Origin of the sequence: Alistipes intestinihominis (genome assembly GCF_040095975.1) — a bacterium.
Lineage (GTDB): Bacteria > Bacteroidota > Bacteroidia > Bacteroidales > Rikenellaceae > Alistipes > Alistipes senegalensis.
In genome coordinates this window covers 1-15400 of sequence record NZ_JBBMFL010000013.1, presented here as the reverse complement: position 1 = coordinate 15400, position 15400 = coordinate 1, and the positions used below count along the sequence as shown (strand labels likewise).

Annotated in this window: 11 protein-coding genes; 6 read left to right on the top strand and 5 right to left on the bottom strand. The window is 60.9% G+C overall.

Going from position 1 to position 15400, the window contains the following annotated elements:
* Nucleotides 1-22 precede the first annotated feature (22 nt).
* From WMO46_RS10885 to guaB, 4 genes are all read right to left on the bottom strand, one after another.
* Nucleotides 23-517: a 3'-5' exonuclease gene (locus WMO46_RS10885; protein ID WP_278818365.1), complete on the bottom strand. Its 495-nt coding sequence runs from the start codon at nucleotides 515-517 to the stop codon at nucleotides 23-25.
* A gap of 256 nt (nucleotides 518-773) precedes the next feature.
* Nucleotides 774-2300 carry a glutamine-hydrolyzing GMP synthase gene (gene guaA, locus WMO46_RS10880; protein ID WP_019149968.1) on the bottom strand — a complete coding sequence of 509 codons (1527 nt, stop codon included), beginning with the start codon at nucleotides 2298-2300 and terminating at the stop codon, nucleotides 774-776.
* 11 nt (nucleotides 2301-2311) lie between these two features.
* A complete protein-coding gene (locus tag WMO46_RS10875; protein ID WP_026076360.1) occupies nucleotides 2312-2647 on the bottom strand; it encodes a DUF3795 domain-containing protein in 336 nt (111 codons plus the stop codon).
* 2 nt (nucleotides 2648-2649) lie between these two features.
* Nucleotides 2650-4128 (bottom strand): IMP dehydrogenase, encoded by a 1479-nt coding sequence (gene guaB, locus WMO46_RS10870; protein ID WP_129650250.1) that lies wholly within the window; start codon nucleotides 4126-4128, stop codon nucleotides 2650-2652.
* A 275-nt stretch (nucleotides 4129-4403) separates the two neighbouring features.
* On the opposite strand from guaB, the gene WMO46_RS10865 reads away from it, so the two are divergent.
* From WMO46_RS10865 to WMO46_RS10840, 6 genes are all read left to right on the top strand, one after another.
* Nucleotides 4404-7241 (top strand): TonB-dependent receptor, encoded by a 2838-nt coding sequence (locus WMO46_RS10865; RefSeq protein ID WP_349094356.1) that lies wholly within the window; start codon nucleotides 4404-4406, stop codon nucleotides 7239-7241.
* A 49-nt stretch (nucleotides 7242-7290) separates the two neighbouring features.
* Nucleotides 7291-8478 carry a DUF4876 domain-containing protein gene (locus WMO46_RS10860; protein ID WP_349094355.1) on the top strand — a complete coding sequence of 396 codons (1188 nt, stop codon included), beginning with the start codon at nucleotides 7291-7293 and terminating at the stop codon, nucleotides 8476-8478.
* 93 nt (nucleotides 8479-8571) lie between these two features.
* Nucleotides 8572-10134: a DUF6850 family outer membrane beta-barrel protein gene (locus tag WMO46_RS10855; RefSeq protein WP_349094354.1), complete on the top strand. Its 1563-nt coding sequence runs from the start codon at nucleotides 8572-8574 to the stop codon at nucleotides 10132-10134.
* A 23-nt stretch (nucleotides 10135-10157) separates the two neighbouring features.
* Entirely contained in the window at nucleotides 10158-12338 is a 2181-nt protein-coding gene (locus WMO46_RS10850) for a HEAT repeat domain-containing protein (protein ID WP_349094353.1), read from the top strand.
* Nucleotides 12338-13879 (top strand): thiol protease, encoded by a 1542-nt coding sequence (locus WMO46_RS10845; protein WP_349094352.1) that lies wholly within the window; start codon nucleotides 12338-12340, stop codon nucleotides 13877-13879. The genes WMO46_RS10850 and WMO46_RS10845 overlap by 1 nt, the downstream gene beginning before the upstream one ends.
* A gap of 14 nt (nucleotides 13880-13893) precedes the next feature.
* Nucleotides 13894-14295 carry an HmuY family protein gene (locus WMO46_RS10840; protein WP_229091757.1) on the top strand — a complete coding sequence of 134 codons (402 nt, stop codon included), beginning with the start codon at nucleotides 13894-13896 and terminating at the stop codon, nucleotides 14293-14295.
* Between the two features lie 72 nt (nucleotides 14296-14367).
* Here the strand turns inward: WMO46_RS10840 and panB are convergent, their stop codons facing one another.
* Nucleotides 14368-15183, bottom strand: coding sequence for a 3-methyl-2-oxobutanoate hydroxymethyltransferase (gene panB, locus WMO46_RS10835; protein WP_019149960.1), 816 nt, complete (start codon nucleotides 15181-15183; stop codon nucleotides 14368-14370).
* Nucleotides 15184-15400 lie beyond the last annotated feature (217 nt).

The window sequence follows — 15400 nt, the reverse complement described above, 5'->3', positions numbered from 1 at the left end:
GCCCTCGCTCCGGGTGTTTCATTCAAAGGAGTTTGAGTGCGATCCGCGCGCAGGCTTCAGCGTCGGCCAGCGCATGGTGATGGTTTTCCAACTCGTAGCCGCAGGCCGCGGAGACGGTGTGCAGCTGGTGGTTGGGCAGGCGGCGGCCGAAAATGCGCCGCGAGGCCCGGCAGGTACAATAGAAGGTATAGCCGGGATAAGGCATGCCGTAGAGGTCGAAGACCGCCTTCAGGCATCCTTCGTCGAAGGGCGAGTTGTGCGCCACGAGCGGCAGGCCCTCGATGCGGGGCCCGATCTCCTGCCACACGGTGGCGAAATCGGGAGCCTCGGCCGTATCCTCGTAGGTCAGGCCGTGGATGGCCGTGGTGAAACGGCTGTAATAGTTGGGACGGGGGCGGATCAGCCGGTAGAACGTATCGGTCACCTCGCCGCCGCGCACGACGACGACACCCACCGAGCAGACGCTCGTGCGCTTTCCGTTGGCCGTCTCGAAATCTATGGCTGCAAAATCTTTCATTCGTCCGAGGAGTGTTCGACCTGCAAATATACGCAATTCGGCGGATCGGCGAACGCTCCGAACGTAAAAAAAGCCCCGCTCGGTACAAGCGGAGCCGGTGAAGTTTCAAGGGTATGGTTATCAGGTGTGCGAGGTTTCATCCGATCACGCCGCAAAATTACCCGCCCGACGTTTCACCGCCGTGACAGGCCGGTGACAATCCTGCGACGAAAGAGCCGCATCCGAACGGATGCGGCTCTCTTCATCATATGCGGCCCTACTCCCACTCGATCGTTGCGGGCGGTTTCGAGGAGATGTCGTAGACTACGCGGTTGACCCCCTTGACCTTGTTGATGATGTCGTTCGAAACGTTGGCCAGGAACTCGTAGGGAAGGTGCACCCAGTCGGCCGTCATGCCGTCCGTGGAGGTCACGGCGCGCAGGGCCACGCAACTCTCGTAGGTGCGTTCGTCGCCCATCACGCCGACGCTCTTCACCGGGAGCAGGATCGCTCCGGCCTGCCATACCTTGTCGTACAGCCCGGCGGCGCGCAGCGAGTCGATGTAAATCTTGTCCACGTTTTGCAGGATCTCGACCTTCTCGGGAGTGATGTCGCCCAGAATGCGGATCGCAAGACCCGGACCCGGGAAGGGATGGCGGCCGATCAACTGCTCGGAGATGCCCAGCGAACGCCCCACGCGGCGCACCTCGTCCTTGAACAGCAGGCGCAGCGGCTCGACGATCTTCAGGTTCATCTTCTCGGGAAGGCCGCCGACATTGTGGTGCGACTTGATCGTGGCCGAAGGGCCGTTGACCGAGCACGACTCGATCACGTCCGGGTAGATCGTACCCTGCGCCAGCCAGCGAACGTCCTTGATCTGGATCGCCTCCTCGTTGAACACCTCCACGAAGTCGCGGCCGATGATCTTGCGCTTGCGCTCGGGGTCGGAGACGCCGGCCAGGTCGCCCAGGAACTTGGCGCCGGCCTTCACGCCCTTGACGTTCAGCCCCATGTTCTTGTACGACTCCAGCACGTCTTCGAACTCGTTCTTGCGCAGCAGTCCCGAATCGACGAAGATGCAGTAGAGGTTCTTGCCGATGGCCTTGTGCAGCAGCACGGCGGCCACCGACGAATCGACGCCGCCCGAAAGTCCGAGCACGACCTTGTCGTCGCCCACTTTCTCGCGCAGCTCGCGCACGGTGGACTCCACGAAACTCTCCGAGGTCCACGACTGCGAGCAGCCGCAGATGCCCACGACGAAATTCTTCAGCAACTGCGTGCCGTCGGTCGAGTGGTAGACCTCCGGGTGGAACTGGATGCCCCAGGTCTGCTCGCCCGCGATGCGGAACGCGGCGACGCGCACATCCTCGGTGCTGGCGATCAGTTTATAGTTGTCGGGCACGCGCGTGATGGTGTCGCCGTGCGACATCCACACCTGCGTTCTGGCCGGCAGGTCGCGCATCAGCGCATCCGACGGATCGCCGACGGAGAGCATCGCACGGCCGTATTCGCGGCTGGGCGCGGGCTGCACCTCGCCGCCGAAAGCCGAAGCGAGGAACTGGGCTCCGTAGCAGACGCCCAACAGCGGCAGTTTGCCCTTGAAGGCCGAAAGGTCGGGGTTCGGAGCCTGGGCGTCCCGCACGGAATAGGGGCTGCCCGAAAGAATCACACCCCGCACCGACGCATCGAGCGCCGGAATCTTGTTGAACGGGTGGATTTCGCAATAGACGTTCAGTTCGCGGACACGGCGTGCGATCAGCTGCGTGTACTGCGATCCGAAGTCGAGAATGAGGATTTTTTCCATCTATATCGTGTTTATTGTTTTCTTACCGGACGGTTGAAACTCCCTGCCAGCCGCATTTCGGCGGCAAAAGCCTCGCAGCCGACTTCGCGGATGCGTTCGACGCATCCCCTGCGGTCGGAACGGAAGACGAACCCGAAAATTCGTGCGATGAAATTATTGAACTTCCCGCAACTTTCCAGCGGCATCAGCGTGCATTCGGCGCAACTCTGCCAGCCGTGTCCGATACAGCAGGCCCGCACCTTGCACCAGGAAGCCCGCTCATTGGGATGGCACCCCGGGCAGGAGCCCTTCGCAAATTTGCGGCAGGTTCCGCAGAAAAGTCCGCAGGCGGCGATTTCGGGATTCATCATCAGCGTTCGCTCGAGTAGTTGGGCGCCTCGCTCGTGATGGCCACGTCGTGCGGATGGCTCTCGTGCATGCCCGAAGCCGTGATGCGGACGAACCGCGCCTGCTGCAACGTCGGGATGTCCTTCGCCCCACAGTAGAACATGCCGGCGCGGACGCCGCCGATCAGCTGGTAGACCGTCTCGGAGAGGGAACCCTTGAACGGCACGCGGGCGGCGATGCCCTCGGGAACGAGCTTGCTGAAATTGTTTTCGCAGCCCTTCTGGAAATAGCGGTCGGCCGAACCGGCCTTCATGGCGTCGATCGAACCCATGCCGCGGTAGCTCTTGAACTTACGGCCGTTGTAGATGATCGTTTCGCCCGGAGCCTCCTCCGTCCCTGCGAACATCGAACCGATCATCACGCAGTCGCCGCCCGCAGCCATCGCCTTCACCAGATCGCCCGAATAGCGCAAACCGCCGTCAGCGATGACGGGCACGCCCGTGCCGGCAGCGGCCGACGCGGCGTCGAAGATGGCCGAAAGCTGGGGAACACCCACTCCGGCGATGATGCGCGTCGTGCAGATCGACCCCGGGCCGATGCCGACCTTCACGCCGTCGGCGCCGTTCTCGATCAGGAACTTCGCAGCCTCGGCCGTAGCCACGTTGCCGGCGACGACATCCAGCGACGGGAACTCAGCCTTGATCTCGCGCAGCTTGCGGACCATAGCGACCGAATGGCCGTGCGCGGAGTCGAGCACCACGGCATCGACATCCTCGGCGACCAACGCACGCACGCGGTCCAGCGCATCGGGCGTGATACCCACGCCGGCGGCCACGCGCAGACGCCCTTTGGCGTCCTTGCAGGCGTTGGGATGGTCCTGGACCTTGGTGATGTCCTTATAAGTGATGAGCCCCACCAGGCGGCCTGCGTCGTCCACCACGGGGAGTTTCTCGATTTTGCTGTTCAACAGAATCTCCGAGGCATGTTCGAGTTCGGGATTCCGGGTCGTGATCAGACGGTCGCCGGGAGTCATCACCTCCCCGATGCGGCGCGACATGTCGCGCTGGAAACGCAGGTCGCGGTTGGTGACGATGCCGATGAGCTTCCGGTCGGAATCCACGACCGGGATGCCTCCGATCTTGTTTTCCTTCATCAGATTCAGGGCGTCGCCGACGGTGTTCTCCTTGGAGATGGTCACCGGGTCGTAGATCATGCCGTTCTCGGCACGCTTCACCTTGCGGACCTGCGCGGCCTGCTCGGCGATGGACATGTTCTTATGGATCACGCCGATACCTCCTTCGCGGGCCAGAGCGATGGCCAGCGGCGCCTCGGTGACGGTGTCCATAGCGGCGGACACGATGGGGATGTTGAGCTTGATATTACGCGAAAAACGGGTCTGGACATTGACCTCTCGCGGCAACACTTCCGAATAGGCGGGTATCAGCAGCACGTCGTCGAAGGTAAGTCCTTCGGGCTGAACCCTTTCATTGATAAAAGACATAATGAACGTGGATTTTTGTTGCTCGCAAAAGTAATCATTTTTTTCGAAACGGCCTAATTTCCGGACCGATCCGCCGATTTTTTTATCAACAAAATGTAAACGCCCCGCCGCAACCGGCCGACAATGCTCCGGAAGGGCCCCGAGAGCCGTTCGGAGGCTCCGGAAGCGCAAAAAAATACCTGTTTATGGGGATTGCAGGATATGTTCGGCGGGCTTAAATTTGCAAAATCATTAAAATCTGCATAGATTTGCCGACAAACAAAGCTATCCAAACGATGATACGCGCTTTCCGCCTCCTGAGCACACTGCTCCTCTTTGCCGTATACGATGCCCATGCCCAGAAAAGCAATACGCCCCTCTACTCCATTTCGGGACAGGTGGTGAATGCCGAAACGGGAGAACCCGTGGCGCTGGCCTCGTTCGTAGTCAACAATACGATCGGCGTAGTGACCGACCAGAAGGGCGCATTCAAACTCGACAAGCTCAAAGGCGGCCCCATCACCTATAATGTCTCGTTCCTCGGATACAGCCCCGTCGAACGGAAACTGGTCCTCTCGGCAGACATCAAGGACCTCCGAATCGCCCTCACGCCGCTGAGCCTCGGACTGGAAGAGGTCGTGGTGACGGCACAGCCCACCGGCGCGGGCTCCACGTCGAAGATCGGCGAAGAGGCCATCCGCCACATCCAGCCCATGAGCATCGGCGACATGTTCCAGCTCCTCCCGGGCAATCTGTCGGTCAACCCCAATCTGAACGGCGTGGGCCAGGCCGCCATCCGCGAAATCGGCTCCAACGCCAACAACGCCCTGGGCGCCGCGGTGATCGTTGACGGAGCTCCGCTCTCGAACGACGGCAACTTGCAGGCCCTCTCCCCGTCGCTCGCGGGAAGCGCCTCGAACCAGTCGCAAAACGGCATGAGCGACCAGACGACGGCCGGAAAAGGCGTCGATCTGCGCTCGGTATCGCCCGACAACGTGGAGTCGATGGAGGTGATCCGCGGCATTCCGTCGGTCGAATACGGCAACCTGACCTCGGGAGTCGTCATCGTGAAGACCAAAACGGGCTCGACGCCCTGGGAGGCCAAATTCAAGGCCGACCCCTATTCGAAAATGGTGTACGCCGGCAAGGGATTCACGCTCAAAAACGGCAGCGCGATCAATGCGGGCATCGACTGGACGCAGTCGTTCGGCGACACGCGCAAGCGCTACTTAGGCTACGACCGCATCTCCGCGACGCTGGGTTATTCGAAGAGTTTCGACGTGGCGGGACGCCCCATGCTCCTGCGCCTCAACGGCTCGTTCTACTCGAACGTCAACAACAGCAAGACCGACCCGCAGATGCAGGTCACGAGCAGCACCTTCGAAAACAAGAACATCGGCGCACGTCTGAACGCCGAGGGCAGCTGGAAGATCAACGGAGCCGCCCTCACGGCCCTCGAATACGGCTTCATGGTATCGCAAGCCTACCAAAGCGACCGGCTGCACGACTACATCGCTTCGGCCAGCAGCGTGGTCACCAACACGCTCAAACCCGGTGTCGGGCTGGGTACGTTCCTCCCGTCGTCGTACTATTCCGACTATGAAATAGAAGGTAAGCCGTTCAGCGTTTACCTGCAAGTAAAGGCCAACAAGATCATCCAACTCGGAGGGGGGGGGAATTTTACCAATCTCCGGGCCGGAATCGACTGGCGGTATGACGCCAATTACGGCGGAGGGCTGATCTTCGACATCCAGCGACCGCCGCAGAACACATCCAGCCAGGCGCTGCGCCCCCGGTCGTTCCGGGACGTACCGGCGCTGAACAACCTCGCCTTCTTCCTTGAAGACAGGCTCAATCTCAAGATCGGGGGAACGTCGCTCGCCCTGCAAGCCGGTGTGCGTCTGACGAACATGTTCCTCGATCCGCAGGCCAAGCAGAACGACATCTTCGTGGCCGAGCCGCGCGTCAACCTCAACTATTCGCTGTACGAAGGGCCCAAGGCGGCTGTCGCCGTCACGGGCGGCTGGGGGCTCTCCTACAAGATGCCCACGCTGCTCTACCTCTATCCGGACAACGCCTATTTCGATCGCGTCAGCCTGGCGAAAATCTCCAACACGGACCCGACGGGAACGCTGGGAGTCATGACCACCGACATTCTGACCGACCTGGCGAACCCCAATCTCAAACCCGCCCGCAGCCGCAAATACGAGGCCGGACTCTCGTTCCGGCTGGGGCGCGTGCGCGGCATGGTGACCTATTTCCGCGAAAAGCACACCGATGAATTCGGCTTCTCGACGACGCCCCACTACATGCACTACGAGACCTACGACGTACCGTCGGAGGCCACCGATCTTCGGTTCGCCGACGGCAAGGTGACCTACACCGACGCATCGGGCAGCACCGTCGAGGCCGCAACGAAAAAGGAGGACTACATCGCCACCTACTACCGGCCCACCAACAAATCGCACACCGAGAAACAAGGTATCGAATACAGTTTCGACCTCGGAAGCTGGCGCGCCCTGCGCACTTCGCTGATCATCGACGGAGCGTGGTTCCACATCAGGCGGACCGACGAACAGGAGTACTATTCGAAAATCAACGAGACCTACGACTATATCCGCCTCATGCCGGCCGGAAGCGGCACGCTGCAAAACCGCGTGAACACCAATTTCCGCTTCATCACCCACATCCCGCAGCTGAAGCTGGTATTCTCGACGACCATGCAGGTCGTCTGGTACGAAAGCCAGCAGAACATTTGGCAGGACGGCAGCGGCAACGACCTCTTCAGCCTCTCCGAAGACGGGAAGTTCATGCAGGTCATGCCCGTCGGATTCTACGACAAGCAGGGCAACTACACGGTCTGGCAAAAAGGATTCGAGGAGCGCCCGGAGTACTCCCAGATGGTCGGCAGATCCCTTGCGACCGCCTACGACCGGGAGACGTTCCGCCCGTGGGTGATGTTCAACTTCCGCCTGACGAAGGAGATCGGGCGCGTCGCCGAACTCTCGTTCACGGCCAACAACTTCACGCGCACCTCCCGCTGGCACTACTACGACACCCGCACGGGCTACAAGCAGATTTACCCCGACATGTATTTCGGCGCCGAACTGAAACTGCGTATCGGCAACAGATAATTCGAAAAATCACCATTTGTATCATAAAAATCAGGAAACGATGAAAAGGATGAATTTATTGGCAAAGGCCGGGCTGCTCTTCGCAGCAGGCGCCACCCTCCTGTTCGCAGGCTGCGACAACGGCAATGACGATGATGGAGGCGACAACGGATCGAAAAAACTCCAGCTGACGGTCAACCTGACCGCTCCCGCAGGATACGAAGCGTCGGAACTCCCGTCCATGACCATAACGGCCGTGAACTCCGACAAGGAACTGACCTATACCGAAACCACCGCCGCCGGAGCGACCTCCGTCACCTTCGAGGTGTCGTCGGGCCAGTACCAGATCACCGCGACAGGACGCTACTCCAACACGATCTCCTTCACCGGAGCCGTGACAGCCGACGTTTTCGGAGACAAAACCGCTGCGGTGGCACTGTCCGAGGTCAATAAATCACCGCTCGTATTCAAGGAGGTGTATTCGACATCCGTCAACTGGAAACTGAACGACACCTATATGGAGATCGTCAACAACTCGGACGAGGTGCAGTATCTCGACCAAGTGATCATCGGAGCGATGCTCACCTTATCGAAACCGAACCCCTGGGTGGACGCCTCCGGCAAACAGCTCGACAAATACCCGCTTTACGGCATCGTAGCCGCTTTCCCCGGCACCGGTAAAGAACATCCGCTGCAACCGGGCGAAAGCGTGGTCATCGCCAACGACGCAACAGACTGGTCGGCTGACGGCGCCGCCAACCTTACCAATGCCGATTGGGAGTGCTATGTACCCGATGCCGGCCAGGCTGACGCCGACTACGACGCACCCAACCTCGAAATCGTCTACAACCTCGAAAACCAGCGTCGTCTGGGAGCAGGTTTCTTCGGAGGAGGTCTGGTAATGGCCAAGCTGCCCGAAGGCATGACGCCGTCGCAGTTCGCCGCCGACTCGGAAAACTTCATGACCGAGCCGAACAAAGTAGATGCGACGCAACTCCATTTCATGATTCCCAGCAAGTACCTGCTCGACGCCGTCGAAATGTTCGATGCTGATGATTCCGACCGTTACCACACACTGCTGGCTCAGGACGATGCCGGTTCGGCCCTCGTCAACGGATGGTCGGGCAAGAGCATCCGCCGCAAGGTGACCAAAGTCGAGAACGGCCGCGCCTACTATCAGGACACCAACAACTCGACGGACGATTTCCTGACGGGCCAGCCGCTCACCCCCGGCGTACACCCCACGCAGGCGGACTAAGACCGGAGCCCGATTTCGAGATCACGACCGAAACGGTGCCGTCGAAAAGCGCCGTTTCGGTCTTACGACACCACACCTAACGCATTTCTTACGATGAAAAGATACCCGGGTACCGCATTGTGCGCATTGCTGCTCTTCAGCGGCGGAACGCTTCGTGCCCAGCAGAAAGCGCAGCTTCCCGTCTACCGGGAGGTAGAGCGCTCCGGAAACCTCTATTCCCGGAGCCACAACCCCTCGGCGCTGTGGTTCTCGCCCGTCGGGAACCTGCTCGACTTCCATGCGGACTACGACATCCGCCGGGGCGACCTGCACGATGTGGATGAATCCTCGAAAATCAACGCTTTCGGAGTCGGAATCTCCGGACAGCAGCGGTTCGACAAGGTGATCTGCTCCGGCAGCATCGCCTACAACGACGGCAAGGAGTATGCCCGGCGCTGGAACTCGACGCTTCAGGTCGCCGACGACAATCCTTTCATCCTCGGTGATTCGATCCCGTCGGATTTCAACACCCAGCGCTTCAACCTGAGCGGAACGGTGGCCTACAAGCCGCTGGAGCGGCTGATTCTCGCCCTGAAACTCGACTACGACACCGGCAGTTCGGCCAACCAGACCGACCCGAGGCCCAAAACCGACGGCATGCACTTCGTCATCACGCCCGGCGTCCAGTACCTGATGGGCGGCGGATTCTCGCTGGGACTCTCGGGCGGATTCGACCTGATGAGCGAGTCGATCTCGCACGAGGTCATCGACCCGCGCGAATCCTACGTTTATTTCCGTTTCAACGGGCTGGGCGATTACAGCACGATTTCGACCGGCACGTCGCTCTCCTACCCGCGCAACTACACCGGCACGGAATACACCGGAGCCCTGCAATTCGCCTGGGACGGCGGCCGGGGCGTCGCCAACCTGCTCGAAGCGACCTATGCGTCGAGCACGCAGGAGGCCCGCGACGGCGGCGCCGTGTTCACGTTCCTCGGCGGCGACTATTCGCGCACGGGTTTCGGCGTCAGCGACCGCCTGCGTTTCGGCAACTCCCGGCGCACGCACAACGTCATCGTCGGATGGGACCACAAGCGCGTGGAGGGCATCTGGTATGAACAGACGGCCTACATCGACCCCGACAAGAACAACCAGATCTCGTACAAGGTGCAGGCTTCGGGGCTGAAAAACAAGGAGACCGTCTCGGTCTTCCGGGCCGAATACCGTTTCGACAAGCTCCGCGACGGGCTTCCGACCTTCGCGCTGCACGCCGCAGGGCGGTATGAGGATTCGGAAACGATCCACTACGAGGGCGACGGATACAACCGCAGCTACACCCGCATCCTCGGGTCGGTCGAGGCGTCGAAATTCTTCTCGTTCGGCCGCAACCGGATCACGGCGACGCTCGGCGTGCGGGGAGCCGCTCCGATCACCTCCTCGCAGCACGTGCAGGAGCGCATCAAACAAGCCTACACCGCCCCGGCATTCGAATACATCACCGCGACCTGGATCGGCGGCAACGCAGCAGTACGCTACCGCCGCCTCTTCGGGAAACTGTGGGCCGGACTCTACGCCGAGGCTTCGCTGAAACGCTACATCGGCGAGGGGAACTACACCGACCTGCTCGAAGGCACCGACAGACGCAGGTTCACGTTCGGCGCCGAAATTCTTTTCTGACACACAAAACAGCCTTCCCACACATGCAAACATTCAAGAAAATACTCCTCGCGGCAGCAGTGGCGACAATCGCTTCCGCGCAACTTTTCGCAGCCTCGCCCCGCCGCGGCTTCGCCGTGGTGATCGACGCCCGGAGCTATGAAGAAGCCCGCCGGCAGGTCGACGATTACGCCGCCGAAATCGGGAAAAGCGGCCTGGAAGTGCATTTCGTCATCGACCGCACGGGACAGCCCGACTCGCTCCGGCAGGTGCTCCGGCAGCTCTGGGAGCAGCCGAAAGCCCCGATCGAGGGAGCCGTGCTCATCGGCGACATTCCGGTAGTGATGGTACGTGACGCCCAGCACCTCACGAGCGCTTTCAAAATGGACCAGGTGGCGTTCGACCGCTGGCAGTCGTCGGTTCCCACCGACCGTTTCTACGACGATTTCAGCCTCGAATTCGCCCCGCTGGGACGCGACAGCATCCACCCCGGATGTTTTTACTATTCGCTGACCGCCGAATCGGCCCAGCAGACCCGTCCCGACATCTATTCGGGCCGCATCCGCCCCACCGATTGCAGCGGGACCTCGCGTTATGAGAAACTGCGCAGCTATCTGGAGAAGGTCGTGGAGGCCAAACGCAATCCCGAACCGGTCGACCAGATTCTCTTTTTCAGCGGCAACGGCTTCATCTCGGAGTCGATGGTGGCCCGCATCGACGAAAAGGCAACGCTGTTCGAACACTTCCCGTGGCTCGAACGGCAGCGCAACGGCATCAGCTACATCGACCACAAGCGCGACGCGCACATCAAACCGCGGCTGATGAACGAGATGCAGCGCCGCGACCTCGACTTCGCCGTCCTGCACCACCACGGCGACTGGGACACGGAGTACCTGAACAACCTGCCGATGACCAACGACACCAAACAGCAGATTGCACAGATCAAAATGTATCTGCGGGAGTCGATGCGCCACGCCATTTCGCACGACATCCCGGCCGACAGCGCCCGGGCGCGCATCACGCGCCGCTACGGAGAGTTTCCCGACGCATGGTTCGCAGGCGCCGACGATCCGAAGACCCGGGCCGCGGATTCCCTATACCTCTGGGACCTGGACCTCTACCTTTCGGATTTCGGCCGTTACACGCCCGAATGCCGCGTCGTATCGCTCGACGCCTGCTTCAACGGCTCGTTCCACCGCGACAGCAGCATCGCCAACGCCTACATTTTCAGCCCGGGACGCACCGTCGCCGTGCTGGCCAACTCGGTGAACGTATTGCAGGACAAATGGGTGGATCGTTATGTGGGCCTCACGGGACTGGGCATGAGCGTTGGCAACCTGGCCAAATACGCCCCCTATCTGGAACAACACTTGATCGGCGACCCGACCTTCCGCTTCGCGTCGGCTGACAAACGGATCGACGTGGACGAACTGCTCCGGCAGGACAGCCCCGCGACGTGGAAACGGCTCCTTGCAGACAACCGCTACCCCGCCCTGCAAGCGCTGGCCGTCGAAAAGCTCTTCCGTCGCGGCGACCTTTCGTCGGCGGACCTGCTGCGTATCTTCCGCGAAAGCGACAGCCACCAGCTGCGCATGCAGGCGTTCGTCAACCTCTCGGAGTGCCGCGACGACAACTTCATCGAAGCCATCGCACTCGGCATGTCCGACAATTATGAAATGGTCGAGCGCTTCGCCGCCAACATGCTCGCCAAGAGCGGCGACGAACGGCTCATTCCGGCGATGATCGCCGCCGCGATCCGCAACAACACCTCCGAACGCGTGGAGTTCTCGCTCAAACAGGCGATGCCGATGTTCGACGGCGAGAAACTGATCGCCGAATTCGAACGGCAGTTCCCCGCGACCAACTACATCGACTCCGAAACGGTGCACAGGCTGATCCGCCACTCCATCGAAGTCAATGCAAAGCGCTGGACCGCCTCGATGAAATCGGTCATGGACCCCGAGCGGACGAAAAAGAGCCGCATGCAGGACATCCGTTCGATGCGCAACTACTACGTGCATTTCATGGTCCCCGAACTGCTGGATTACCTACGCAAGAGCGACGATCCGGAAGTTCAGCAGGCCATGCTGGAGGCTTTCGGCTGGTTCACGCTCTCGGTGCGCCGCGACGAGATCGCCCGAACGGCCCTTGACATGAGCCGCGACGAATCGCTCGCCCCCGCGGTGCGCAGCGAGGCGCTGAAAACCTATAACCGTCTGAAATGATGAAACGGATCTTATTCCTGCTTCTGTTCGCTGCTGCGGGGCTTCCGGCGACGGCGCAGCCCACCCGGACCTACGAGGTTCCGAAGCTGACCGACGAGGTGCGAGCCATCCGCGCGGCGGCCGCCTCGTGGACGCCGTCGAAACCCCTCGAAGGCACCCTGCCCGCGAGCGTGGACAACTCGAAGCTCAAATACTTCCCGAAAGTATTCGAACAAAAAGGCGGCTCCTGCGCCCAGTCGTCGGGTATCCGCTACCTGTTCACCTACGAGATGAACCGGCTGCTGGACCGCGACGCCCAAGCCTCGGACGCCAATACATTCAGCTATTTCTACACCTGGAATTTCCTGAACGACGGCATCGACCAGGGCGGATTCGCCGAGCAGGGGCTCAACATCGCCCGGCAGCAGGGGGCCATGTCGCTGGCCGACTTCCCCGACCCTTCGAGCTACTTCTCGTTCAAATGGGCGAGCGGCTACGACAAGTACACCCGGGCGATGCAGAACCGCGTGAAGGAGATCATCTCGTTCGAGGTGATCTCGCAGGAGGGCATCGACCTCGCCCGCCGCTATCTCTACGACGCCGGCGACGGCAGCGCCCACGGCGGCATCCTCTCCTATTCGGCGCTGGCCACCGGATGGACCTTCGACTCGAACTATTCGGGGCCGTCGGAAACGGGCTACACCTACATGCTGACGAAACTCGCCACGGACGGCGCACACGCCATGACCATCGTCGGATACGACGACACGGTGGAGTTCTCCAAAGACGGTCAGATCCACAAGGGAGCCTTCATCGTGGTGAACTCCTACGGAACGTGGTGGGGCGACGACGGCCGCTACTACCTGCCCTACTATTTCTTTTTGCAGGACCGCCCGTCGCAGACCCTGAGCCACGACGTTACGGGATGCAGCTGCACGGTGCACTCCCCGCAGGTGGTATTCCGCGTTAAGGTGACCTACGATTCGCGCAACGACCTCGCCTTCACGATGGGCGTGGCCGACAAGCCCTATGCCACGACGCCGACCGTCACACTCAAATCGGCCATCGCGGCCAATCAGGGCGGCGACCACCCCATGCAGGGAGAGTACAGCGACGACAACAGCATCGAACTCGCGTTCGACTTCACGGAGGCGGTGCCCAAATACGCCTCCTACACCGAACCGAAATACTTCCTGACGGTCACCCGCTCGGAGATCGGCAAGGCCGGCAGCGGCGTGATCAATGCCTTTTCGGTGATCGACTACCGGGATGCCGACGGCCCGAAGGAGTATGTCTGCGACCTTCCGCAGCCAGTCGTGCTGGAAAAGGGCGCGAATCTCTTCGCGGCCGCCACGACCGCCCTCAAAACCACCTCGGCGTCGGCCATACAATGGCTCGACAACCTCTGGGCCCCCTACACGGCGCCCTACGTGCTGCGTACCGCAAGCGGCAAGTACGCCAAGTTCGAAGTCACGGACTACGACCGGGGTGCGGGCCGGGTGACGATCAAGTATCTCTATCAGGGCGACGGCAGCCGCAACCTGAACAGTTTAACGGATTGACGACGATGAAAACGATGAAACACAGCATATTGCTGCTCGCCATGACGGGATGTGCGATACTGGCGGGATGCGCGTCGGACGGCTCCGGCGACAAAGGCCCGGCACCGGAACCGGCGCAGGTGAAAACGCTCTCGGTGGAGGGTCTCAGCGACGACCGATGGGTCTACATCTCGCTCGAAACCGGCAGCAAGGTGGGAGAGAGCCCGCTCGGCGACGCCGCGCAGGACGCCGCCTGGAAAGCCCGCACGGACTGGGACATCGCCCTCTGCGGCGAACTGATCCGGACCAACGGCGGAACGTCGGGCAACGGCCAGGGAGCCGTTCAGCGGGTCCAGAACAAGAGTTTCAACGCACTCGACCAGGCGCCCGCCGACGGTTACACGACCGACACGGACGACATAGTCATCCGGCGGTAAAACGCCCGTATACCATGAAAAAAGCTGCATTCCCAGACGGAGAATGCAGCTTTTTGTTTTCGGGACGAAGGATCAGTACTGCTCCTTCTCGTTGGGGAAATCGCACTCCTTCACGTCGCGGACATACCGTTCCACGGCGTCGGTCATCACGCTGTGCAGATCGGCGTAACGGCGCAGGAACCGGGGCGAAAAACCCTTGTTGATGCCCAGCATGTCGTGGATCACGAGCACCTGCCCGTCGCACCCTCCGCCGGCGCCGATGCCGATCGTCGGAGCCGAAATCTCCTTCGTCACCCGGTCGGCCAATGCCGCGGGAATCTTTTCCAGCACGATGCCGAAGCACCCCGCGTCGCTCAGCAGACGGGCGTCGCGCACCAGTTTCTCGGCCTCGGCCTCCTCCTTGGCGCGGACCGCATAGGTGCCGAACTTGTGGATCGACTGGGGTGTCAGACCGAGGTGTCCCATGACGGGAATGCCGGCCGAAAGGATGCGCTGAACCGATTCGAGAATCTCCTCGCCGCCCTCGATCTTGATGGCGTCGGCCTCGGTCTCCTTCATAATGCGGATGGCCGAATCGAGCGCCACCTTCGAATTGCCCTGATAAGAGCCGAACGGCAGATCGACGACGACCAGCGCACGACTGACGGCGCGCACGACCGAACGTGCGTGGTAGATCATCATATCGAGAGTGATGGGGAGCGTGGTTTCGTAACCGGCCATGACGTTGGCCGCCGAGTCGCCCACGAGAATCACATCGACGCCCGCGGCATCGACGATCTTCGCCATCGAATAGTCGTAAGAGGTAAGCATGGCGATCTTCTCGCCCCGCTGTTTCATTTCCGTCAGGCGGTAAGTCGTTACCGCGCGGACGGTGCTTTCTACTGACATTTTTCCAGATTTTAGGTTTTACAACGCGGCAAAGATAGCGCAAGGCGAGCGCAATGACAAATTTATTTGGGCATTGCCGAGCCGCAGCCTATCTAAACCGGGGTTCATCCCCGGTAAAGTGCGCAAGGCGAGCGCAATGGCAAATTTATTTGGGCATTGCCGAGCCGCAGCCTATCTAAACCGGGGTTCATCCCCGGTAAAGTGCGCAAGGCGAGCG